The 21,593-nt window shown below is 67.4% G+C and carries 21 protein-coding genes; 10 read left to right on the forward strand and 11 right to left on the reverse strand.

Annotation, left to right across the window (positions count from 1 at the left end; all coding sequences use genetic code 11):
• Nucleotide 1: 1 nt before the first annotated feature.
• A complete protein-coding gene (gene pdxH / locus F0U63_RS09035; protein ID WP_395845484.1) occupies nucleotides 2-586 on the reverse strand; it encodes a pyridoxamine 5'-phosphate oxidase in 585 nt (194 codons plus the stop codon).
• A gap of 86 nt (nucleotides 587-672) precedes the next feature.
• Here pdxH and glgA point away from each other — a divergent pair, with 86 nt between their 5' ends.
• The 3 genes from glgA to F0U63_RS09050 are packed head-to-tail and all read left to right on the forward strand — an operon-like array spanning nucleotide 673 to nucleotide 3,524.
• Complete coding sequence (glgA, locus tag F0U63_RS09040) at nucleotides 673-2,100, forward strand: glycogen synthase GlgA (protein ID WP_395845485.1); 1,428 nt, start codon at nucleotides 673-675, stop codon at nucleotides 2,098-2,100.
• A 36-nt stretch (nucleotides 2,101-2,136) separates the two neighbouring features.
• Nucleotides 2,137-3,054: a serine/threonine protein kinase gene (locus tag F0U63_RS09045; RefSeq protein ID WP_395845486.1), complete on the forward strand. Its 918-nt coding sequence runs from the start codon at nucleotides 2,137-2,139 to the stop codon at nucleotides 3,052-3,054.
• Nucleotides 3,054-3,524 (forward strand): hypothetical protein, encoded by a 471-nt coding sequence (locus F0U63_RS09050; RefSeq protein WP_395845487.1) that lies wholly within the window; start codon nucleotides 3,054-3,056, stop codon nucleotides 3,522-3,524. The genes F0U63_RS09045 and F0U63_RS09050 overlap by 1 nt, the downstream gene beginning before the upstream one ends.
• Before the next feature lie 13 nt (nucleotides 3,525-3,537).
• On the opposite strand, the gene F0U63_RS09055 is transcribed toward F0U63_RS09050, so the two are convergent.
• Nucleotides 3,538-4,911: a hemolysin family protein gene (locus tag F0U63_RS09055; protein WP_395845488.1), complete on the reverse strand. Its 1,374-nt coding sequence runs from the start codon at nucleotides 4,909-4,911 to the stop codon at nucleotides 3,538-3,540.
• A gap of 63 nt (nucleotides 4,912-4,974) precedes the next feature.
• Between F0U63_RS09055 and F0U63_RS09060 the strand changes: the two genes are divergently transcribed.
• The gene (locus F0U63_RS09060; RefSeq protein WP_395845489.1) at nucleotides 4,975-5,715 is read left to right on the forward strand and encodes a pilus assembly protein N-terminal domain-containing protein; all 741 of its coding nucleotides are present in this window, start codon (nucleotides 4,975-4,977) and stop codon (nucleotides 5,713-5,715) included.
• A gap of 1 nt (nucleotide 5,716) precedes the next feature.
• On the opposite strand, the gene F0U63_RS09065 is transcribed toward F0U63_RS09060, so the two are convergent.
• A complete protein-coding gene (locus F0U63_RS09065; protein ID WP_395845490.1) occupies nucleotides 5,717-5,968 on the reverse strand; it encodes a hypothetical protein in 252 nt (83 codons plus the stop codon).
• Nucleotides 5,969-6,209: 241 nt separating this feature from the next.
• Between F0U63_RS09065 and F0U63_RS09070 the strand changes: the two genes are divergently transcribed.
• From F0U63_RS09070 to F0U63_RS09095, 6 genes are all read left to right on the forward strand, one after another.
• Complete coding sequence (locus F0U63_RS09070; RefSeq protein ID WP_395845491.1) at nucleotides 6,210-6,524, forward strand: PAAR domain-containing protein; 315 nt, start codon at nucleotides 6,210-6,212, stop codon at nucleotides 6,522-6,524.
• Between the two features lie 576 nt (nucleotides 6,525-7,100).
• Nucleotides 7,101-8,081, forward strand: coding sequence for a hypothetical protein (locus F0U63_RS09075; protein ID WP_395845492.1), 981 nt, complete (start codon nucleotides 7,101-7,103; stop codon nucleotides 8,079-8,081).
• A gap of 10 nt (nucleotides 8,082-8,091) precedes the next feature.
• A complete protein-coding gene (locus F0U63_RS09080; protein WP_395845493.1) occupies nucleotides 8,092-9,126 on the forward strand; it encodes a type VI immunity family protein in 1,035 nt (344 codons plus the stop codon).
• Nucleotides 9,127-9,705: 579 nt separating this feature from the next.
• On the forward strand, nucleotides 9,706-10,209 hold the full coding sequence (locus F0U63_RS09085) for a hypothetical protein (protein ID WP_395845494.1): 504 nt from the start codon (nucleotides 9,706-9,708) through the stop codon (nucleotides 10,207-10,209).
• A 124-nt stretch (nucleotides 10,210-10,333) separates the two neighbouring features.
• On the forward strand, nucleotides 10,334-10,693 hold the full coding sequence (locus tag F0U63_RS09090) for a hypothetical protein (RefSeq protein WP_395845495.1): 360 nt from the start codon (nucleotides 10,334-10,336) through the stop codon (nucleotides 10,691-10,693).
• A gap of 360 nt (nucleotides 10,694-11,053) precedes the next feature.
• Nucleotides 11,054-11,980, forward strand: a complete 927-nt coding sequence (locus F0U63_RS09095) for a hypothetical protein (RefSeq protein ID WP_395845496.1) — start codon at nucleotides 11,054-11,056, stop codon at nucleotides 11,978-11,980.
• Between the two features lie 28 nt (nucleotides 11,981-12,008).
• Here the strand turns inward: F0U63_RS09095 and F0U63_RS09100 are convergent, their stop codons facing one another.
• The 8 genes from F0U63_RS09100 to F0U63_RS09135 form a co-directional block, all read right to left on the reverse strand.
• Nucleotides 12,009-13,373, reverse strand: a complete 1,365-nt coding sequence (locus F0U63_RS09100) for a DUF2254 domain-containing protein (protein WP_395845497.1) — start codon at nucleotides 13,371-13,373, stop codon at nucleotides 12,009-12,011.
• 60 nt (nucleotides 13,374-13,433) lie between these two features.
• A complete protein-coding gene (locus F0U63_RS09105) occupies nucleotides 13,434-14,087 on the reverse strand; it encodes a DUF4142 domain-containing protein (RefSeq protein ID WP_395845498.1) in 654 nt (217 codons plus the stop codon).
• Nucleotides 14,088-14,206: 119 nt separating this feature from the next.
• Nucleotides 14,207-14,353 carry a hypothetical protein gene (locus tag F0U63_RS09110; RefSeq protein WP_395845499.1) on the reverse strand — a complete coding sequence of 49 codons (147 nt, stop codon included), beginning with the start codon at nucleotides 14,351-14,353 and terminating at the stop codon, nucleotides 14,207-14,209.
• A gap of 73 nt (nucleotides 14,354-14,426) precedes the next feature.
• Nucleotides 14,427-15,215, reverse strand: a complete 789-nt coding sequence (locus tag F0U63_RS09115) for a DeoR/GlpR family DNA-binding transcription regulator (RefSeq protein WP_395845500.1) — start codon at nucleotides 15,213-15,215, stop codon at nucleotides 14,427-14,429.
• Nucleotides 15,216-15,300: 85 nt separating this feature from the next.
• Nucleotides 15,301-17,022: a B12-binding domain-containing radical SAM protein gene (locus tag F0U63_RS09120; RefSeq protein WP_395845501.1), complete on the reverse strand. Its 1,722-nt coding sequence runs from the start codon at nucleotides 17,020-17,022 to the stop codon at nucleotides 15,301-15,303.
• A gap of 114 nt (nucleotides 17,023-17,136) precedes the next feature.
• Nucleotides 17,137-19,542 (reverse strand): AAA family ATPase, encoded by a 2,406-nt coding sequence (locus F0U63_RS09125; RefSeq protein ID WP_395845502.1) that lies wholly within the window; start codon nucleotides 19,540-19,542, stop codon nucleotides 17,137-17,139.
• A complete protein-coding gene (locus F0U63_RS09130) occupies nucleotides 19,539-20,696 on the reverse strand; it encodes an exonuclease SbcCD subunit D (protein ID WP_395845503.1) in 1,158 nt (385 codons plus the stop codon). Before F0U63_RS09130 ends, F0U63_RS09125 begins: the two co-directional genes overlap by 4 nt.
• A 120-nt stretch (nucleotides 20,697-20,816) precedes the next feature.
• A complete protein-coding gene (locus tag F0U63_RS09135) occupies nucleotides 20,817-21,461 on the reverse strand; it encodes a type IV pilin protein (RefSeq protein ID WP_395845504.1) in 645 nt (214 codons plus the stop codon).
• Between the last annotated feature and the right edge of the window lie 132 nt (nucleotides 21,462-21,593).

The raw sequence follows: 21,593 nt of genomic DNA on the forward strand, positions 1-21,593 counted from the left end.
CTCAGGGGTAGAGCATCTCCGTCCGCCAGCCCTCGCCCTCGCGCAGGTAGACGCACCGGTCATGCAGCCGGCTCGGGCGGGCGTGCCAGAACTCGATGCGATCCGGCACCACCCGCAGGCCCGACCAGTGCGGGGGCCGCGGCACGGGCTGCCCTTCGTACTGGCGCGTGACGTCCTCCACGCGCTGCTCCAACAGCTCGCGCGAGGGCAGGGGCTGGCTCTGCAGGCTCGCCCACGCGCCCAACTGGCTGCCGCGGGGCCGGCTCTGGAAGTACGCGTCCGCCTCCGCTTCGGACACGCGCTCCACGCGGCCCTCGATGCGGATCTGCTGCTCCAGCGGCGGCCAGTGAAAGCAGAGCGCCGCCCACGGGTGCTGGAGCAGCTCGCGGCCCTTGCGGCTGTTGAAGTTGGTGAAGAAGGTGAAGCCGCGCTCGTCGAAGTCCTTCATCAGCACCACGCGCGAGGACGGCCGGCCATCGGGCCCCACCGACGCCACGTTCATGGCGTTGGGGTCCACGGGAATGACGCGCCGCGCCTCGGCGAAGATGGCGGCGAATCGCTCAAAGGGATTTTCGGGTGGCTGCACGCCGCCCACCATACCAATCCACTCTCCGGGTGCGAGTCCTCTCGTGGGTGTTGACTCACCCGTTTCTCACGTCATCGTCTCGTTCCATGAAGATTCTCTACGTGGCGTCCGAGGTCACGCCCTTCTCCAAGACGGGCGGCCTCGGGGATGTGTCGGGCGCGCTGCCCGCCGCGCTCGCCGCACTCGGCCATGAAGTGAAGGTCGTCTCCCCTCGCTATTCCTCCGTCCAGGACGCCCGCCTCACGCCCACCGGGCACACGGTGGAGCTGCGCTTTCCCTTCGGCACCGAGCGCGGCCCGCTGCTCTCGCTGCAACTGGCGCCCCGCCTGGAGCTGCTCTTCCTGGAGCATGCGCACTACTTCCAGCGCCCGGGGCTCTATGGCGACTCCGGAGGCGAGTACGGGGACAACCCCCGCCGCTTCGCCTATCTCTGTCTGGGCGCGCTCCAGGCCGCCCAGCGCCTGGGCTTCATTCCGGACATCATCCACGTCAATGATTGGCAGACGGGCCTGTTGCCGGTGGCGCTGCGGCGCGGCTTCCAGGACACGGAGCTCGGGCGGGCCCGGAGCGTGCTCACCATCCACAACCTCGCCTACCAGGGGCAGTTCGGCAAACACGTCATGGACGAGCTGGGGCTGCCCTGGGATCTCTTCACCGCCGAGCAGGGGCTCGAGTTCTACGACGGGGTGAACTTCCTCAAGGGCGGCCTGCAGTTCGCCGATGCGCTCACCACGGTGTCTCCCACGTACGCGCGGGAGATTCAGCGGCCCGAGGCGGGAGCCAACCTGGATGGGCTGTTGCGTCATCGCCAGGGGGTGCTCACCGGCATCCTCAACGGCGTGGACGTGGACGAGTGGAACCCGGAGACGGATCCCCACCTGCCAGCGCGCTATGGCGTGGAGGACCTGACGGGCAAGGCCGCGTGCCGGCGCGAGCTGCTGCGCCGCTTCGGCCTGGAGGACACGGGCGCGCCGGTGTTCGGCATCGTGACGCGGCTGGCCTGGCAGAAGGGGGTGGACCTGTTGCTGGAGGTGTTGCCCACGGCGCTCGAGGAGGACATCCGCTTCGTCGCGGTGGGCAACGGCGAGTGGAACTACGAGGAAGGGCTGCGCGCGCTGCAGCGGCGCTTCCCCGGCAAGGTGGGGGCGTTCATCGGCTTCGACCCGGCCCTGTCGCACCTGCTGGAGGCGGGCTCGGACTTCTTCATCATGCCCAGCCGCTACGAGCCGTGCGGCCTCAACCAGATGTATTCACTGCGCTATGGCACCGTGCCCATCGTCCGGGCCACGGGCGGGCTGGCGGACACGGTGGATGGGAGCGACGACGGCACCGGCATCGTCTTCAACGACTTCGTGCCGGAGGCGCTGCTCTGGGCCCTGGGGCGGGCGCGAGCCCTGTACGCCGACCCCGAGCGCCTGCGTGCCTTCCAACGCCGCGGCATGGTGCAGGACTTCTCCTGGGGCGCGTCGGCCCGGATGTACGAGCGCCTCTTCGCTTCCCTGCTGGCGGAATAGTGGGGGTTTCAAGCGAAGCGCGATAGGGTGAACCCTGTGGCGTCACAACTGGACCTGGGTGGTTACGAGGTCATCGGCCGTCTCGCGGTAGGCGGGATGGCGGAAGTGTATCAAGCACGGGCCAAGCCCACGACGCAGCGCTCGCCGGGTGAGCCCGACGAGGTGGTGCTCAAGCGGCTGTTGCCCGCGTACCGCAACGATGGCGCCTACGTGAAGGCTTTCGTCGACGAGGCGAAGCTCACCGTGCGCCTGCGCCACCTCAACATCGTGCGCACCTTCCGGCTCTTCAAGGCGGGGCCGGACTACCTGATGGTGCAGGAGCTGGTGGCGGGGCGCACGCTGGGCTTCATGCAGGAGCTGTTGATGAAGGCCGGCGCCGCGATGCCGCCGGAGGCGGCCTGCTACATCGCCTGGTGCGTGCTCAAGGCGCTGGACTACATCCACCGCGCCAAGGCGGGCGAGGGCGGGGCCACCATCGTCCACCGTGACGTCAACCCGGCCAACATCCTCCTGAGCGTGACGGGCGAGGTGAAGCTCACCGACTTCGGGGTGGCGGACGTGGAGGGCGGCACGCGGGGAGACGCGGGCGCGCTGCGCGGCACGCTGCCGTACATGAGCCCGGAGCAGGTGCTGGGCCAGCCGGTGGACACGCGCGGCGATCTGTTCTCGGTGGGCATCATCCTCTGGGAGCTGCTCACGTGCCGGCGCCTGTACACCGGGGAGGGAGAGGCGGAGCTGATGCACCGGGTGCGCGATGCGCGCGCGCCGCTCTTGTCCACGCTCGTGCCGGGGCTGCCGGACTACGCGGAGCAGGTGGTGCGCAAGGCGCTCTTCGCGGACAAGGCCCGCCGTTTCCAGTCGGCCGCGGAGTTCATCCGCGCGCTGGAGGCGCTGTCACGCCGCACCGGGTGGCCGCTCACGGTGGAGGCCCTCAAGCCACTGCTGGGGGGTTGATGCACCGGCGCGCCTTCCTGCTCCTCTTGCCGGGTGTGGCCGGGTGCGCCGGGATGACGCTGCGCCCGGACGCCCTGGACGAGGCCGTGCGGGTGGAGGACCTGGGCCTGTCCTTCATGTCCTCGGGCGCGGGGGAGCTCTCGGTGACCCTGGACGTGGGCAACCCCACCTTCTGGAACGCGGAGCTCACCGGGGTGGACTACGAGCTGAAGCTGGACGGGCAGCGCTACGCGGTGGGCACGCGCGGTGTCCAGGGGCCCCTGGCCTCGGACGCGCGGCGCACGCTTGCGGTGTCCTTTCCGCTGCGGTGCGAGCCCACGCCGGCCGAGGGGCGCACGCGCGCGTGGCGGGTGGAGGTGAGCGGCACGGTGGCCCTGGCCTTTGGCGAGCGCCGCCGCCTGCTGCCCTTCCGCGCCGAGCGCTACCTGCGGCTCGCGCACTTCCGGCCCCTGCACCTCGAGCCGGACTGAGACGCGCCCGTGCTCAGCCCTTGGGCTCGGCGGACGCGGATTCCCTCGGGCCCGGCGGCTCGCCAGGGGGCGGCTCTCCCGGCGATTCCCGGGGCGTCGTCTCCTTGACGGGCTGCTTGAGCTTCACCATCCGTATCCGATCGATTCGCGCGCCCTCCTTCGCATGCACCGTGAAGGCCCAGCCGTCGTAGGTGAAGCGCTCGCCCACGTCCGGCAGGTGCCCGGCCAGCGAGGACAGGAAGCCGCCCAGGGTGTCGAAGTCGCCCTCGGGCAGCGGGAAGCCGAAGGACTGGGTGAAGCCGTCCACCTCCATCGCCGCGTCCACCAGGAAGGCGCCGTCGGCCAGCTTCTCCACCTGCTTCTCCTCCACCTCGAACTCGTCGCCAATGTCGCCGACGATCTCCCGGAGGATGTCCTCCAGCGTGACGATGCCCATGAAGCCGCCGTACTCGTCCACGACGATGGCCATGTGGATCTTCTGCCGCTGCATCTCGCGCAGCAGATCTCCAATGGGCTTGAGCCAGGGCACGAAGTGGGCGGGACGGATGGTGTCCTGCAACACGATGAGCTCGGGGTGCTGCAACAGTGGAATCAGGTCGCGCGCGTGCAGCACGCCAACAATGTGGTCCACGTCGTCCCGGTAGACGGGAATGCGCGAGTGGTTCTCCTCGGCCAGCAGCTGGAGCACCTCGAGCGACGGGGTGGACAGGTCCACGCACACCACCTCGGTGCGCGGCACCATGACGTCCCGGCAGCGCTTGTCGGACAGCTCGAAGATGGAGCGGATGAGCTGGGGGGCGCTCTGGTCCACCTCTTCCTTGGCGGCCTGGGCGGCGAGCAGCTTCTCCAGCTCCTCGAGCGGCGGGGGCGGGGGCTCGAAGCGCAGGGTGCGGCCGAAGCCGCGGGCCACCAGGTTGATGGGCGCCATGAGCAGGCGCATGGGCGGATAGAAGAGCATCACGAGCAGCGACACGAGCCACGACAGGCGCAGCGCCCAGCGCTCGGGACCGGCGTTGGCCAGGCCGCGCATCGTCACCTCGACGAGCGTGGCCAGCAGGCCCACGAGCAGGGCCCCGGCGAGCACCGTGGCCACGTTCAGCCAGGGCGCTTCCCCCAGCCGGGTGAAGTTGAGCATCTGCGGCGGCACGAAGGAGCCGATGGCCGCGGCCAGGAAGCCGCTGAGCACCATGCCGACGCGCAGCGCCGTGGCGGTGGGCTCGCGCTCGGTCTTGTGGCGCAGGATCCGTTTGCCGGCGCTCGGGTGGGAGGTCGCCAGCTCCTGCGCCTTGAGATCGGACGTCCCATAGAGGGCGGACTCGGCGGCGGCGATGAAGCCCCGGAGGAAGACGAGGGCCAGGCAGGCGGTCCAGAGGACCCAGGTAGGCATAGGTGACCCCTTATTAGCCCGTGGTAAGAGACCATGCACCCTTTCCGCCAAGGCGCCCCGTTCATGCGTCCACCAGTGAGCCGCTCCGCCCTCCTCGTGCCCCTGGCCACCCTGCTCGTGCTGCTGGCCGCACCCCCTGTCTGGGCCTGGCCGGTGGATCTGGCGGTGAACCTGGAGGCGGGCAAGGAGCGCTTCCACAAGCTGACGGTGGTGGACTGGGTGGAGGTGGAGGACCCGTCCATCGCCACGGCGGAGATCTTCCAGGAGAGCAAGGAGCTGATGCTCACCGGGGTGAAGCCCGGGCGCACGCTGCTGCTGTTGTACGCGGAGGGGAAGTTCGCCGTGTGGCGGCTGGTGGTGGGCGCGCCGGGCAAGCCGGTGGAGGCCGAGCCCGTCGCGGCGCTCCTGGAGGCGGCGCGCAAAGCGTGCCCGGGCTTGAAGGCCACCGAGGGCGCCGAGCGCTCGCTGACGGCGGAGGTGAAGGACGCGCGCTGCCGCGAGGCGCTGCGCGCGGTGCTGAAGACGGACGCGTACCTGGCGCGCGAGTTGGATCTGACCTTCGAGCTGGCGCTGTTGCAGGAGCAGCTCGCGAGCCTGACTCCCGCGCTCAAGGCCCTGGGCCTCGAGGCGAGCTACCGCGGAGCGGGGCTGTTGCTGAAGGGGTCCACCACGCCCGAGGGCCACCGCCAGGCGCTCTGGGAGCTGTTCCGCCAGTCCGTGGGCCGCGTGCCCCTGGAGGACCGGGTCGAGGTGAAGCGGCCGGCTCTCCCCGACGCGGGCACGCCGCCGTCGCCCGCTCCCTGAGTCACGGCGTCCCGCGAACCGCCGAGCGCCGCCGGGCTACCCACCAGCCGATGGCGAAGCTCAGCACCCCGTAGAACGACCAGTTGGTGAGTAGCAGATGGTCGTGCAATCCCTGGCGCCCCCCGTCCCCGGCGGGCACCTCGCGCAGCCAGTTCTGCTCCACGGGCGGGAAGTGATGCACCAGCATGGCTGGCGCGTAGAACAGCACCTGGACGGCCCGGGAAAGCCCATCGTTGGCGAGGAGGAAGCTCATCGTCAACAGTTCCTGCGGGAACGCCACTCCATCTGCGTGCGGGCACTCTGGGATCTCCAGGCCGCTCTCAACCGGTCTCTCCTCCGCCCTGTGCTTGAGAAAATCATCCGGATTCCAACCCTCACTGGACGGCTCATACTGGTAGTATGCCTCCTTGTTTAGGGTGTATCTGTCCGTTCTGCTCGACTCAGGAGGAGTTATGCCCCCGGCGGCTCGAATCACCGACATGCATACTTGTCCCATGGTGGAGCCTGGACCCGTACCGCACGTGGGCGGTCCGGACGTCACAGGTGAGCCCACCGTGATCATCGGCGGACAGCCCGCGGCCAGGGTAGGAGATCTACTGACCTGTATCGGTCCGCAGGACTCGATCTCGAAGGGGGAAGCCACCGTCATCATTGGAGGCAAGCCTGCTGCTCGATTGGGAGATTCGACCTCACATGGTGGAGTCATCGTCGCAGGTTGCCCGACAGTCATCATTGGCTCCGATACCCAATGTGATTGCATGAAGAGTGCCGCAACGGGTGGCACTCCATTTGTCACGAAAGTCGATTGATGTCGTCTGCAAGCGCGCGAGAGGAATCGTCCGGCAGCCGTGCGCTCCAAATAGATGAGTATCGTTCAATCTCTCCTGATCCAGGATTCACCTGGTAAACCGGCGGAAGAGCACCGCGTTCCTCATCAGGGGAGAAAGGGGGCAGATGCCCCAATTTCGTCGCGCTTTTAAGAGAATCGAGGATTCTTGAGCAGGAAGAACTGGGGGTCGAATGATTAAAATACATAGGAATCAGATGGACGTTTTGGGGCGGCGCCACCTCCTGGATAGTCTCCCTCGCTTCCGTGACCTCTTGATATTGAACCGAACCCTTGTGCCAGGTAATGACCGCGACGCGGAACTGGAAATGTATTTGTTGTCGGGGTGGGAGCTGGGGCTGCGCCACCCTAGGGATTTGATGATGTTTGTTGTCGCTTGCTTCCGAGCTGGGGGGGATGTTGCACGGGTTCCCTCCCTGCGTGGTTGGATTGCGAAATCCCTCGATGCTCCCGAGGGTCCAATGACATGCCTGATGCGCAGACTGCCTGTGACCTACTGGGTCGGTCTGCGCAACAAGTTATCACGGGAGGGCCGGGTATGAGCGTTTGTTCATCTGTCCTCGCCCCTGGAATCCAGGCGTTCAACGAGATGGTTGATGCTGGTAAGCTTTGTGAACTCGCAGGATTTGATTCAATTCTGCTGCACCTGTGTAAGGCCGGAGCGGGTGCGATCACGGCCGAGGCATTGGTTGAGGTTGATAAGAAAATCCTGTGCGCTGTGTACTGTTGTTGCAAGACCAATCCCAATGCGGGAAGTAGCGGGCAGTCCTTGTATGATCAGTGCGCCTCGGAGACCATCGGCAAGGTCGACGAGATGATGGACGGGAAGAGCCGGTACAAGTCGCAGACAAGCTATAATATGCGTGATTCCCCGGTGAGCCCATTGGTAGAGCGGATGCCTGATGGCTCTCTTGGTACCACCCCTATACCTCCGACGGGTGGTGGCTGGAAGCACATGGGCAATCGCATTGAGAAGGAGACCCCGGGATTGACCCCGCGTCATGGCAAGGATACTCGCAGGCCTGATGTCGTGATAGTACGAGATCCAAGCCGCGCGCCTACCATCGATAACATCGCGCGCGTGGTGGATTTCAAATTTGGAAATGAGGGGTACAGCGAGGGACAAGAAAACGCTTACCGAGAAATGGGCGGAGGGCGGATTCCATTGACGCTTGATGATGAAGAGTGTGATTGTGGGAATCAGGAACAGCGGCAATCTGCATTGGAGTTGATCGCGGCGGCAGATACCTATAAGCAATCTCAACCTACTACTCTGGAACGTGTGGGCTTGGGAGCCTTGACGGTCGTCGGCGCTGTTGCAACGGCGGCGTTGTTTCTTGTTCCAGTTGATGGACCGGCTGGAGAGGTCGTGGCAGGCGGGTTGACTGCTCGTGCCGCGGCCGGTGTTGTTCGTGCCGCGGCGATGAGTGCTGAAATGGCCGTGGCGGCACGCAGTGCGGCAGCCCAGATGGCTCGGCAAATATTTCAAACTGGTGTGCGCGCTGTGCCAGCTTATTGAGGAGGAGCTCATGTCGTTTTGGAAGCAGTTGGATGAAGCGGAAATTCATTGGCAGCCGAAAACGGGAGGGCAGTACCTGGCTGGCGTCCTGGTCTTCGAGCTGCGGTTCTTGATGCGCAGTCCGCATTCGCCGGAGGTTCGGGCCGGCGCCGTGGCCGGGATTGACCGGTTGCGCGAGCTGATTCCCGACCAGACGTACAAGTGGTTTTGGACGCGCGAGGGAGCAAAGCCAAGTAAAATGCCACGCGACCTGCCTCCGGCCTCGCAAATTCTGGCGGACGCCATCGCGGCAAAGGATGCCTTCAATTATCTGGCCACCGATTGCGGTGACCCTTATCGTGATGCCTACCGCCACTACCTCAAGGTGCGCCTCCGCGATGACCTGAGGACAACCCCCAACAGCGTCGGATCTTTCCACCTGCGGGTTCCGCTCCCCTGGGTTGAGGCGCGGGGGGGGGGCACCATGATTGACCTGTTCCTGGAACTCGCCAGGCTTCTCAAGCCCTGTTTCGGATCGGCAGGGCTGGCTCTGAGCGCGCCCATTCACGCGGGTGGGAAACAAATGCATGCGGCCTACTCCGCCTACCCATTCCTCAAGCGGTTTCCAGGAGTAGACAGTGGCGAGGCTTCTTATGTCGCCGACGAAATTTCACATTTCTATCCAAAGACCGTTGGAGGAATGACGACGATCAACTGGTTGAACGCGGTGGATGGGCCAACGTTGGATTTGTGTGGGGGTGATACTGCGGCGCGGTCCGCTTTTGGTATGCCGGATTTTCCAGTCTATACTTTTGACGGTGGTATTGTCGTACAAGCCGGGCCAAACCCACAGATGGGTGACAACCTGATTGGATTACCACTCACCCATTACGCTCATGTCGCGCGTTTTTTCAAGCCCGCGCGCATGTTGAGAACATTGAGCGTTAATCCCGCCTACGCACCAGAGGGGTCAAATCTGTACCCGGATCGCTACGAGTCCGCCCAAATCGAATATTTGAATCGCTTTGATGATATGGAATCGTTCCGCAAAGTGGCCCCGGTATGAATAGCATGGGAAAAATGAGGGTTTTTGAGGGGCGCGGGCCAGTGCGGAGGGGCAGAGCTCGGCGGATGGTGTAGCGCTGCGGGCCTCCGCGTCCGCGAGGCGTGCTTGGCGAACCTCCAGGCCCTTCGACCCGTCCGTGGAAGACCGCGTCGACGAGGATACCACCGCCACCCGGTTCGACCTGGCGGCCGCGCTTGCCGCGGACTTCAAGCCGCTCGGCGTCCCCCTGGCGCTCATGGGCGAGTACCTCTTCACCGTGGGCCGTCAGACGGAGGTGGCGCTGGGGCGCACGAACCCGCACACCCACTCGGTGGCACTTGGCCTCTACTACACGGGGCGGCCCGACCTTGCAGCTTGGCCTCGGGGGGTCGTGCTCGATTCCGCGCCCCATATCGGCCGCGGCGTACGAGGCCGTTTCGCGACGTCCGGCCGGCCCAGGCTCACCTACGGCCAGCTCATCCTCCGCTATCTGGTGAGACGTGAGGGCCGCCAGACGTCCAGCGCGGAACGCGGCCTCCCATCGTGGGTCGACTCGGCGGAGCGGGAGGGCGTGTGCAGGTTGCGGAGTCGGTCCTCCCCATGCGCACACTCCCGCGGCTCCTGTTCCCTGTCCTGTTCTTGGTGCTGATGCCGGCCTGTGCCGCGTTGAAGTCGTGCTCGCCCCTGTTCGAGCGCGTGGGCAGATCGAACCTGTTGGTGGGCGAGCTGCGCATCCGCATGGGCGACATGGCGCGCCGCTTCCCGGGCGTCCTCGAGGCCACCGCGGACGTGGCCGCCGAGCGCTCCCAATCGGATGGGACTCGCGAGGCGCTGCTTCGCTTCAAGAGCAACGCGGTGCCCGTCATGCAGTCGACGCTCCTCCAGCCGGATCCGGTGGCGGCGCTGATCGACGGCTGGACCTTGCTGGCGCAGCTCAAGCAGTCGCTCCCGACCGGGCTCCACCAGAGGTCGTGGACACCTTCCAGCGTTCGTTCGAGGAGCTGGAGTCGGAGGTGGAGCTGCTCTGGCGGGAGCTGTCGGGCCGCCAGGACGTGTCCAACCTGCGGGCGCTCGTCCATGCGTGGGCCTCCGAGCACCCGTTGACCGGAACGCTCGTCTCGCGCGAGTCCACCGTGCCCCTGCTGGCCGAATTCACGGACCGCTCCGGGGTGGGCCTGCTGGGGCGACGGCCGCCGCCCTCCAGGACACGAGGGATCTGGTTCAACGGGTGGACCTCTACATCGGCACCCTGCCGCGGCAGGTCCGCTGGCAGGCGGAGCTCACCACCCAGGAAGCCTTGGAGGCACCGGCCCTGGTCTCGGTCGTGCACGAGCTGGAGCGCTCGGTGGATGTGCTCGTGCGCGTGGGGGCGCTGGCCGACAGGACCCCCCAGTGGGTGGCGGGTGAGCGCCAGTCGCTGCAGGACTTCCTCTCCTCCGAGCGGCGGGCGGTGCTGGACGGCGTCCGGGGCGAGCGCGTGGCCGTGCTGGATTCGCTCCATGTCGAGCGCGTGGAGACGTTGGTGCAGCCGGAGCCCCTGGCCGGGGCTGGGTGGAGCACGCTTTCGACCGAGCCTCGGGCTTGGTGAATCACGTCTTCCTCTGGCTGTTGGGACTGCTGGTGTTGTTCCTGTTGGGCCTGCTTCTGCTCACGGCGCTGCTGGCACGGGCCTGGCGCCAGGGCGAGGGCCTGCCCTGGGATCGTTCACGGAGGGGTATTAGGTCGTCGAGGGAGCGGAGTGCCCCGGACGAGCCGGCAGTGCCGGGTCCGGCGCCGTCCGTGGGCGATCACCCGGCCGAGCCCCATCATTGAAGACAGCGAGGCGGCGAGAGGGGGACCCCTGGGCACGCCCGGGGCCGCGCACTGTCCACCGGAGCGTGAGATGCCCACCGTCTCCTCGGGGAGGGACGTGGGCCCGGGTATCTCGAGGGCTGGATGGGAGCGAGTGATGAGCAAGGAGTCGCGCCTGTCTCCGGCGGAGCTGTTGCGGCAACTCACCCTCTCCGCCGGGCGTCTCGCGACCGAGGGAATCGCCAGCGGCGCCGTGCGCGGTGCCACCGAGGAGCTGCGGGCGGAACTTCCGGAACTCGACGGACAGTTCCAGGACCTCCTGCGGGATGTGTTGGCGATTCTCGGACGCATGGCGCACGATGCGGCCGAGCGCCCGGCCTGGCAACCGGGAGCCTGGGCGCGCGTCATCGCCGAGGAGGCGGTCCAGGGCGCGCTCGGGGAGCTCCGGCGCTCGACGCCTGGCTGGACCGCGCTCTCCCAGGAGTTGCTCGAGCGCGTGAACCACTGGCTGGAGCGCTCGGCGGAGGTGGCCGCGAGCCGCCAGGTGGAAATCCGTAGGCCTGGAGACCGGGCCCGGATGATGGCCACTGGAGCGGTCGAAGGAGCGCTGGCGCAGCTCCATGTCTCCATGCCCCAACTGGCGCCGGAGGTGGCCGGGCTCGCATCCCAGGTGGGACGCGGCTTCGTCGAGGGAGTCGGCTCGACGATGGAGGAGCAGACGGGGGTCTTCTCCTCCTTTCTCGAGCGCGCGGGGCGGAGCTTCGTTCACGCGCTCGTCGAGCAGCTCGACACGGAGCTGAAGGCCCGGCGGGACGCGGCGGAGGGCGCCGTGCGCCGCGCCACGGTGGGGGTGACGGAGCAGGCCGCCGCGGCATGCGTGCGGGGTGCCTCCGAGGAACTGGTCCGCCAGGTGCGCGCCCTGGAAGCATCGCTCGCGGGAGAGAGCGTGCTCCATCGGGCGAGCCGGGAGGTGTCGCGTGGCCTCCTGGCCCCGTTGGCGGAGCGCCTGCGCGAGCCCTGGGTCCTCGCGGCGGGAATGGGCGGCATGCTCCTGTTCGGCGTGTTCCTCGCGAAGGCGCGCTGAGCCGATGGCGGGCGGCGGCCTGGGCCGCTCAGAAGCCGAGCGCGGGCAGGGGCGGCAAGGGCTCGGCGTGCTCCAGGGCCCGTTCCACCTCCTCGGCGTAGCGCCGCAGCAGCGGCAGGCGCGAGGAGCCGCCCAGGGCCGACTCGGCGTCCGTGCGCACCTGATGGAGCACCTCGCGGGTGGCCCGCTGGTCCTGCTCCCGCCTGGCTCTCAGCCCCACCTCTCCGGCCAACCGTAGCAACCGCAGCACCACGGCCGACTCTCCGGCGCCGTAGCGGCTGATCTGCTCGGTGGCCAGCAGGAGGTAGTCCCCCAGCTCCAGCGCGGGGAGGAAGACGCGCGGGTGGCCCTCCGGATCCGCCAGGACGCGGGGCCCCTGCGGCAGCGCGCACAGCTCGCACAGCAGGACGGTGAGCTGGTCCAGGGACTCCACCGCGGTGGACGGGTCGTTGATGGCCGGCGAGAGCGCCTTGATGGCCACGTCCACGAGCTGCCGCACCCCGAGCGCCAGGTCCCTGTCCGGCTCGCGCCAGGGGCCGATGAGCACGGCGCGCTCCACGGCCCACTCCATGGGTGGGTCCTCCGTGAGGGGCCCCCTCTCCGAGAGCACCCGGCCGAGCCGCCCGCCCCGCACCACGGGCTCGCCGATGACCACGTCCACGTGGATGACGAGCTCGTGGGCCTCGGCCAGCCGCAGCAGCGCCCGCTCGTCGATGTCCACCACGAAGCCGGAGGAAGGAGAGGTCACGGGCCGCCACGTGCCGGAGTGGGCTGGGGCGGAGAGGGACTGCTCCACGCCCAGGCGGCGTCGCTGGTCCAACTTGTGCGCCACCTTCAGGGAGTACGCCGTCGTCTGGTGGACGATCTGCTCGGCGCGCACCAGGGCGAGCGTGGACGTCGTCTGGAAGAGCAGGGCCATGCCGCAGCAGACGAGCAGCAGCATGGCGATGGAGAGCGCCGGACGGGGCGCCACGCCATGGTCTTCCACGAAGCCGAACGCGTACATGCCGGCCAGGCAGTAGACAACCGTGGCCACGAACGTGGGGATGAGGATGCGGAAGCCCAGGCCGTGCATGAAGAGGCGTAGCAGGCGCGGGGAGTACTGGCTGGCGATGTTCTGCAGCACCAACAGCGACAGCGACAGGGCGATGCTCAGGATGGTGAGCACCACCCCCAACACCGAACCAAGGCCCGCCCGTGCTTGCTGGACGGAGGTGCGCCAGGCCAGGCCCCGCAGCAGCCAGTGGTTGGTGTCGAGGGGGTTGGCCACGAAGAACCCGGCCAGCCCGGCTCCCAGCACCGCTCCCAGGGTGGGCAGCAGCCACACGCTGTTGCGTGCCCAGACCCGGCCCCGCGGGAGCCTGCTCCGCGACCCGGTGGGTCGCGGTCTCACGGAAGGCGCCCGCCAGCCGCGAGGGGCGGGCGCCGCTCCCACGTTCATCCCCACGGGCGCTCACTCCCGCAGGGTGTCCTCGAGCGACTCGGCCCGCTGCTTGTGGCTGTCGAGCACCGGCGCGGTCCTCGAGAGGAACACGGCCATCGCCGCGTCATCGCGGTATTTGTCCAGGCCCTCGTCGACGAGTTTCCCGCCTTGCTTCTGCTTCTCGCGCACCTCGTCCAGGAAAGCCCTGTCGAACTCTCTGCTGCTCAGCACCGCCATCTGGTCGCGCTTGTCGATGAACTGGTCCACCTGCTTGTCGAGCTTCTTGTCGTAGCGTCGGCCACCCTTCTCGACGCCCTTCTGCGCGCCCTCGTAGCCCGCGCCACCGACTCCCCGCTGTTCCCAGCCCAGGTCCAGCACGGCCAGCGAGAAAGCCTTGGTCCGGGCCAGGGCCTCCAGGTCGGCTTGGTTTCGCTGATGGTCCCGGATCAGCTCCCGTGCGAAGCGTCTCACCTCGGGGTTGTTGGACTTGCTCAGGGCGAGCTGGCCCATCGCGATCTGCCCCTGATTCAACAGAGCGACTTGGTCGGCGAAGCGGACCTTTTCCGCGACGGCCTCACCCACCTTCTCGGTCTGGTGGCGTGCCTGTTTTTCCTCGTTGTGAGCACAGCCAACACTCATTCCCATGACCGCCAGCAGCCCCGCGCTCCACAACCATCGACGCATTCCCATATCTCCAGAACCTCCTCACATCCCGTGGATGCCGCAAAACTGGGGCGTGGGGTGGAGGCTCACAAGTGCATGGGCGGGCGGCGTGGCAGGGGCCCGGCAAGGACGGACTCACTTCATCGTGCACCAGGCTTCATCTCCGCCGGAGCAAGGAAGCCGCTGTCGGCGAGGCCCACGGCGCCGGTGAGGCGCGGCGAGGGGAGCCGCGCTGCCTTGGCCTCTTGCATCGGGTCGAACGCGGAGGCCACTCGGTTGGACATCATCGCCGGCCGTGCCTCCCCGGTGAGAGCGCTGCTCCTCCAGCGCTGAGCTTCCGCGCGTCTTCGCGGTGACTGGCTATCGCGGCCGGGAGGGCGTGGGAGGCGGGCGCCCACCCTGGACGATATGGATGCCCAGCTCGACGAAGGGCCGGAGCATCTCCTCGGGCACGTCCGGCTCGGTCGCCAGGTGCGTCAGCCCGGTGGCCGGCCCGATGGAGAAGGGCGCCGCGGTGCCGAGCTTCTCGCGCGAGGCGAGCCCGACGATGCGGTCCGCGCAGCCGAGCAGCACGCGGCGCACCTCCACTTCCTCGTAATAGGGCCCGCTGATGCCACTGGTGGCGTTGAGACTCCAGACACCCAGGAAGCACACGTCGGCGGTGATGCGCCTGTATGTCTCGATGACGTTGGCCCCGACCGCCACCATGGCTCGTCTGTCCAACGTGCCCCCCACCAGGACGACCTCGATGCCCGGATGGCGGGCCAGCGCCGTGGCCACGGCCGGACAGTGGGTGATGAACGTCCCGGTGTGATCCGGCGGGATGGCATCCACCAGATGCAAGGCCGTCGTCCCGCCGTCGAGGATGACGACCTGCCCTGGCTCGAGCAGCGTCGCGGCGGCGCGCGCCGTGGCGATCTTCCCCGGCACGCCCTGCTGCTGGCGCTCCTCGTACGTGGGCGCCACCGGAGAGCGCGCCACCGCCCCGCCATGGACCCGGCGCAGCAGATGGGCCTCGGCGAGCTCGTCCAGATCCCGCCGGATGGTGAAACCCGATACCCCGAGCAGCTCGCTCAGCTCTCCGGCGACGATGCGGCCCTCGGTGCCGAGGATCTCGAGGATGCGGCGATGGCGCTCTTCCTTCAGCATCGCGGGCCTCCCAGGACTCCGTGCCGCTTCAGTAGCAAAAACGCGGAGGGGTCCGCGATAAAAAGCACGAACCTCGGGGGGGGCCTCACTCCGGCTGGAGGAAGCGTCCGTTCACGAGATGCTCGATGACCTCGTGCGCCGAGTGCGGGTCGAGCTTCACCTTCGACCCCAACTGCGTCACCGCGTGGGCGACCGTCGTCGGGCGCTCGAAGGCGGCCAGGGTGGCCAGGAGGATCCGGCCGTCCTCGCCCTGGTCCAGCGTCGGGTCGGTGAATCTTCGCGGGCTGACCGAAGGCGCACAGGCCATGCCCGTTCCGTTCACCGACCGGACGACGGTCACCTGTTCCCGCGCTACCTTCGCGGGGACTCGATGCGCACCCAACCAATCACCGAGCTCGAACCGAAGCGTCGAGGGCGCGGTGTTCTTCAGCCGGGTGCGTGCGTTGAGTGGGATCCGCTGCTTCTTCTCTTCGTGCTTCCTCGCGAGGGCATCCACGTGCTCCGACGTGCGCTGCACCGCCCGCTCGAGCGCCGCGTCGCGGAAGCGCAGCATCGGCACCGACGACACGTCACCGGGCTCGCGCTGCTCGAAGTACTCGAGGAACTCCGTGAACGTCCGCGCTTCGCTCACCATACCGAACCGCGCGGGGTGCTCGGTGGCGAGCGCCCCGGGCTGCGCTTCGAGCCGCTGATAGCCCACCAGGCAGTCGAGGCTGATCATCCGCTCCACCAGGCGTACTTCCTCCTTGAGCGTGGCCTCGCTGGCGAAGGGCAGGCCCGCGATTCCAGAGACCTCGATGTCCAGGTTCTTGTGGCGGCGGCAGCCGTCGATGATCTCCAGCAGTTGCTGATCCGAGGCACACGGCTTGAGCAGACCGCGGCGCATCTGCTCGTGCCGCTGTTGTTCCGAGAAGCAGCCGATGTCGAGCACCATGTGGACGTGCTCGAAGGTCTGGGCCAGGGCGTCGATGAGCTCCAGGCGGGCCACCCCCCACAGGAAGTACATGCAGGAGTGGCGTGAGAGATCGACCCCCGCCCAGGTGCTTTGCAGGAACGCCGCCGAGCTTCCCGAGAAGTCGTAGCGAAGCTGCCACGCCCGCTGGGCGATCTCCTGGTGGTCGCGGCGCACACTCTCCTCGGAGCGCAGGAACGGCCTGGCGCGTCCGAAGGCCGCCTTCTGGTTGCCGCGGGCTCCACCGCAATAGAGGCAGTTCTCGCCGCAGCCCTTGCCGGGCGCGACCCACCCGGAGAAGGCATGGCGATCCTGGTGGCTCAGGAAGATGTCGTCGAAGTGCGAGTAATAGACGTCCTCGCTGTTCGTGGCGCCTTGCACGTACTCCAGGGGCAATCGGCGTGGGGTGCCGTTCGGACCCAGGGTGACGCAGTTGGGCGGGGAGGGGTCGCCCTCGCAGAGCGCCAGCAGTGGCCGCTCGCCGTCGCCCAGGACGATGTGATCGATGCAGTCGAACGCGTGCAGTTCCCGCCACCAGTAGGAGGCGGTGTTGCCGCCCACGACGATCCGGATGGTGGGATCGATCTCGCGCAGCGTCCGGGCCAGGAGCAGCGCGCGGTGGACGTGGTGGAACCACTTGAGGCTGATGCCGACGAGCCGGGGGCGCACGCGGGCCACCAGGGCCTCGAGCGAGCGAGCGACCTCCTCCTCGGTGTGGTCCCCGTCGTAGAGCCGGACGAAGGCCTCGATCCCGCCGCGTCGCAGATAGCCCGCGAGATAGAGGATGCCGCAGGTGGCCTCGCCGGTTCCGGCGCCAAGAAGGAGGACTGGAGAGAGGACGCGACGACCATTCATGAGGGGAGACCCGACCTTCCGAAGGCCGGTGAGTATAGACGGGGGACCCCCTGGCGTCGCCGTTCCTGGGAGTCCTCGCCGGGTTGCTACCCGCGCTTGCTGGCGGGCGGAACCCTAGAAGGTGGCGATGCTCGCATCGCGCGCACCATTCTCGGTGACGCGCAGCATGTTCGGCACGCGCTCGTGAATGTCCTCCATGTGGGTGATGAGGAGGATCTGCTGGAACATGCCCTGGACGCGATTGAGCGCTTCGAGGATGCGTTCGCGGCGCTCGATGTCCTGCGAGCCGAAGACCTCATCGAGCACCAGCAGGGAGGACGTGTCTCCGCCCGCGCGCTGGGCGACCATCTGGGAGATGGCGATGCGCAGGCAGAGGTTGGCCAGGTCCTCCTCACCGCCGGAGAACCGATCGAGGGCGTGAGCCTGCCCCCCATCATCAATCGAAATCTTGTACTCGTCGTCCAGGATCATCCGGGAGTAGCGGCCCCGTGTCATCTGATCGAGGAGCCGTGACGCGTACTCCTCTATTTGCGGACCCACCCGGGCCATGAGCTCGTCCTGGAACGCCTGCAATAGCTCCACCAATTGGGCCAGTTGGAGGGACTCCGCCTTCTCGCCACGGATGCGCTCGGCATCCCGCTCCAGCGCGATGATGCGCTGGCGCAGTGACCGGGCCTGTTCCTCGCACGCCGCGAGCGGTCCCCGGGCCGCGGCATGGGCCTCGCTTGCCGCGCGTTCCCGTTGGTTCGCCTGGTGACGCCGGGTCTTCGCCGCCGTGTACCGATTGGGCTCGAAGCCCAGCGTACGACGCTCTTGTTGCAGCCGCTCCTCGTGCCGCCGCGACTTCTCCTGCCGGGCCAGCTCGGCCTTCAATCGCTTCTGATGGTTGGCGAGGTGGCTCGCCTCCTGTCCCAGCCGCGCGAAGAGTTCATGCTGCTTCTTCAGTCCGGTGAGCCGCTTTTCCACGAGCCGGTGCTCGCGGACGTCGTAATCGACGGTGGCGAGCCGCGCCAGGCGCTCCCCCTTCTTCTTCAGTTGGTCCGCCAGGGTGACTTGCTGTTGCTCCAGGGACTGGAGCTTCTGGATCTGTTCGCGGTGCTGCCGGAGTCTGGCGTCCAGGTCGTCGAGGCTTCGCTGTTCCCGGGTGACAGCGGCCTCGGCGGCGGAGGTGGCCTGCCGCGCGCTCTTCTCGTGGGCGGACTGCTTCTTGTACGCGGCCTCGGCGGCGCGCGCCTCCGCCTCCAGTTTCTTCACCAGCTCCCGGTAGCCGGCTCCGAGCTTCTGGCTGCAAGTGGGGCACGTTCCGTCGCGGGCACCGATGGCTCTCAGCGTCTGGACGTGCTTGCGGGTGTCTTGTGCCCGGATTTCGGCCTGGGCCAGGACCTTCCGCGAGGTCTGCAACACCTTCTGGCATTCACGTGACTGGCGCGCGAGCTTCTCCTTCTTCGCGCTCACGCTCCGGTGCTTCTTGGAAAGGGCCTGGCCCTTCTCCACGCGCGCACGTGCTTGTTGGATCGTCTTGTCGAGTTCTTCCAGCTCGAGGGTGCGTTCGTGGCACTCCCGTTCGAGTTCCTCACGCTCGCTGTGCTGGCCCGAGGCCTTGTCCAGCTGTTCCTTTCGCCGGGACAGTTTCAGGAACTCCCGCTCGGCCGGCTCCACGGCCCGTTGCTCCTGGCCGGCCTTCTCGCTGGCGGCCACCTGCCGCCGCACGTCCTGGATCGTCTGTTCACATGCACGCAGCTCCACCTTGGCGCCCGCCAATTCCTTGCTCAGCGTCTCGTCCTTCGCGCGCAGCTGCTCCTGGGCGTCGAGTTCCCTCTGCGCGGCCAGCGACTCGGTCACCGTGGATTTCACGTGCTGCCCCATCTTCTCCGCGTGCTGGCGCACCTCCCGCAGCCTGGGCTTCAGCGCCTCTTCCTGGTCGCGCAGGTCAGGCAAGTCCTTGATCGACTCCTGGACGCCGTGAAGCCACTGCTCCTTGCCACGACGCTGCTCGCGTGCCGCCTCGATCGCCGACTGGATGGACTCGATGCCGAGCATCCGGCGGATGGCCTTCTTGCGCTCCCCCGGGGTGGACTCCGAGAGGATGTTGACCTCCTTCTGACGGGAGAGGACCGAGCGGGTGAAGGTGAGGTAGTCCATCCCCAGCAGTTGTCGGATCGCCTGCTGGACGGCCTTGGTGCGGCTCGCCAACGGCTGGGAATTCCCACCGCGGTACAGCGCCACCTCCTGCGTCTCATGAGCACCGGTCAGCTTCCGGACGACCCGGTAGGGTTCGTTGCGGACCGTGAACTCCAACGTCACGGAGCAGGGCTCGCTGGAGGCGGCGCCCTCCCTTCGGATGCTCGTGGCTCCGGTGCGGGAGGCCTCGGTGCCATACAGGGCGAAGGCCACCGCCTCGATGAGCGTGCTCTTGCCCATGCCATTGCGGCCGACGATGGCGATGAGCCCCTCGGGGAAATCGATGTCGAGCGCGCGGAACTTCCGGTAGTTGTGAAGCACCAGGTGCTTGAGAATCACTTCGCCGCCTCCCGGTTCTGGGCCTCGGAGAGGAATTGCTCGCCCAGCCGCCGCAGCGGCTCCCGGGCCGATTCCTCGACGGGGGCGGTGCGCATGAAGGCCGCGAATTCCGCCTGAAGCGAGCCGATGCCCTCTCCCGCCGCGCCCGGGCCCCGGACGGCCGCCGCGAAGGTGCGCTCCCAGCGCAGCTCGAAGCACTCCGGAAGCACCTCGCGCTCGATGCGCCGCCGCTCGCGCTGGACCTCGCTCCAGGTGGCCGGTTCGATGTCCCGGAGCTTGAGGATGACGATGTGCCCCCGGGCGGGCGCCAGCTTGCCGAGCACCCGCTCCACTCGCGAGACGACCTCGTCCGGCCGCAGCTTGCCGCAGTCAATCTCCGGCGCCACGGAGATGTCCCGGACGGGGATGGACTGAAAGCGCACCACCGGCCGGGAGGAGGAGAGGGTGACCTCCACGAACCCCTTCGGGTAGCCGGCCTCCTTCACGGAGAAGCGCTCGGTGGAACCCGAGTACCAGGCGTTGGGCGCGGCCTGGGTGTGCTTGTGGTAGTGGCCGAGCGCCACGTAGTCGAACCCGGAGAACCGGGCCATGGTGTCGCGGGAGATGGCGACCTCGTTGAACTCCCCCAGCGACAGGTCCTCCACGGTGCCACGCACGGCGCCATGGGTGACGAGCAGGTTGAAGCGCTTGTCCTCGCGAGCGCGGACCTGGGACAGGGCGTCGCGGAGCGCCTCGTCGGTCGGGGCGTGGGGAACGCAATGGATGGCCGCGTTGCCTACCTCGAAGACCTCGTACCGCTGCTGGTAGGCGGCCCTGATGCCGGGCAGGAGGCAGAGGGCCTCGAAGATGGAGGCGGTGGTGCTCATTCGCGGCACGGAGTGGTTGCCCGCGATGAGGACCACGGGAATGCCCGCCTCACTCAACCGCTTGAAGCCAGCCATGGCCGTGACGAGGGCACGGTTGGAGGGCCTGGGCGTATGGAACAGGTCTCCCGCGTGGATGACGAGGTCGGGATGGCGCCTGACGGCCTCTTCAATCACGGTATTGAAGGCGTCGTAGGCGTCCTGTTCCCGCAGGTTGACACCCGAGCCTGAGGAGACGCGGGACGACTCCGCGAATCCCAGGTGGGTGTCGGAGAAATGAATGACGTGCAAGCAGTCCCCGCTTCCAGTTTCAGTACACGGTCGCCCTGACTCTACCCGTGTGTCTGGACGAGCCCATACCTCCCTGGGGGAATTGACACGGTTTCTTGCCGCGCACGCGGGGGACGAGCATCAGGTGTCGCAGTCGATATCGTTGAAGGAGAGGTACGGCTCGCCGGCGACGCTCTCGAACTCACTGTTGCCGCAGTAAGCGGCGATCCTGGAGGCGTCCTTGGTCGAGATCCACCAGGTGTCGATGCCGAGGTACTCGTTGTCGATGTTGCCGGCGGCCAGGCCGGAGATGTTGCAGCCGGTGCCCGTGGTGCAGGCGTTGAGGCCGGGCATGCCCGGGTCCGCGCCCTCGCCCTCGTAACTGATGCCGATCGGCAGCATGGCCTTGGGCGTCAGGGCGCCGTTCGGGAACTGCGCCCTGTCGACGGTGATGCAGTTGGCGTTCGGGGAATCGGTGACGCCCGACGCCTCGCGGGTGATGCAGTTGAGGCTGCTCGCGAAATAGTAGGCGTAACGGTTGCCAAGCTCGGGCAGGAAGCCCACCGTATGCACGTTCTCCGAGTACCTGCTGTTCTCCTGGTGGTAGGCGCGCTGCGCGGAGAACCAGGACTTCAGGTTGGCCTTGGCCTCACCTTGCTGGGCGTTGGTCTTGAACCTGTTGAAGTTCGGGATGGCGACGGCGGCGAGGATGCTGAGGATGGCCACCACGATCAGGAATTCGATGATCGAGAAGCCTCGGTGCTTGCGAAGGATGAGACGGTTCATGGGGTTCCTATCGAGCGAGTCACTTCAAGGGGGTTGCACGTCGTGCTCCGGGTCGCTCAGCACGAACCATACCAAAGCAGGCGGACGGCCAGGCCCTCGGAATCAGGAGCAACCCCGCTGGCTTGGGGGCGG

Source organism: Cystobacter fuscus (genome assembly GCF_044360685.1).
Taxonomy (GTDB): domain Bacteria; phylum Myxococcota; class Myxococcia; order Myxococcales; family Myxococcaceae; genus Cystobacter; species Cystobacter fuscus_C.

Excerpts from the sequence above, each read along its gene's own strand:
- F0U63_RS09080 (WP_395845493.1), top strand. The coding sequence starts at position 8,092 with ATGTCGTTTTGGAAGCAGTTGGATGAAGCGGAAATTCATTGGCAGCCG.
- F0U63_RS09110 (WP_395845499.1), bottom strand. The coding sequence starts at position 14,353 with ATGATGTCCAACCGAGTGGCCTCCGCGTTCGACCCGATGCAAGAGGCC.
- glgA (WP_395845485.1), top strand. The coding sequence starts at position 673 with ATGAAGATTCTCTACGTGGCGTCCGAGGTCACGCCCTTCTCCAAGACG.
- F0U63_RS09075 (WP_395845492.1), top strand. The coding sequence starts at position 7,101 with ATGAGCGTTTGTTCATCTGTCCTCGCCCCTGGAATCCAGGCGTTCAAC.
- F0U63_RS09120 (WP_395845501.1), bottom strand. The coding sequence starts at position 17,022 with ATGAATGGTCGTCGCGTCCTCTCTCCAGTCCTCCTTCTTGGCGCCGGA.
- F0U63_RS09115 (WP_395845500.1), bottom strand. The coding sequence starts at position 15,215 with ATGCTGAAGGAAGAGCGCCATCGCCGCATCCTCGAGATCCTCGGCACC.
- F0U63_RS09095 (WP_395845496.1), top strand. The coding sequence starts at position 11,054 with ATGAGCAAGGAGTCGCGCCTGTCTCCGGCGGAGCTGTTGCGGCAACTC.
- F0U63_RS09070 (WP_395845491.1), top strand. The coding sequence starts at position 6,210 with ATGGTGGAGCCTGGACCCGTACCGCACGTGGGCGGTCCGGACGTCACA.
- F0U63_RS09055 (WP_395845488.1), bottom strand. The coding sequence starts at position 4,911 with ATGCCTACCTGGGTCCTCTGGACCGCCTGCCTGGCCCTCGTCTTCCTC.
- F0U63_RS09050 (WP_395845487.1), top strand. The coding sequence starts at position 3,054 with ATGCACCGGCGCGCCTTCCTGCTCCTCTTGCCGGGTGTGGCCGGGTGC.
- F0U63_RS09085 (WP_395845494.1), top strand. The coding sequence starts at position 9,706 with ATGCGCACACTCCCGCGGCTCCTGTTCCCTGTCCTGTTCTTGGTGCTG.
- F0U63_RS09105 (WP_395845498.1), bottom strand. The coding sequence starts at position 14,087 with ATGCGTCGATGGTTGTGGAGCGCGGGGCTGCTGGCGGTCATGGGAATG.
- F0U63_RS09060 (WP_395845489.1), top strand. The coding sequence starts at position 4,975 with ATGCGTCCACCAGTGAGCCGCTCCGCCCTCCTCGTGCCCCTGGCCACC.
- F0U63_RS09135 (WP_395845504.1), bottom strand. The coding sequence starts at position 21,461 with ATGAACCGTCTCATCCTTCGCAAGCACCGAGGCTTCTCGATCATCGAA.
- F0U63_RS09065 (WP_395845490.1), bottom strand. The coding sequence starts at position 5,968 with ATGAGCTTCCTCCTCGCCAACGATGGGCTTTCCCGGGCCGTCCAGGTG.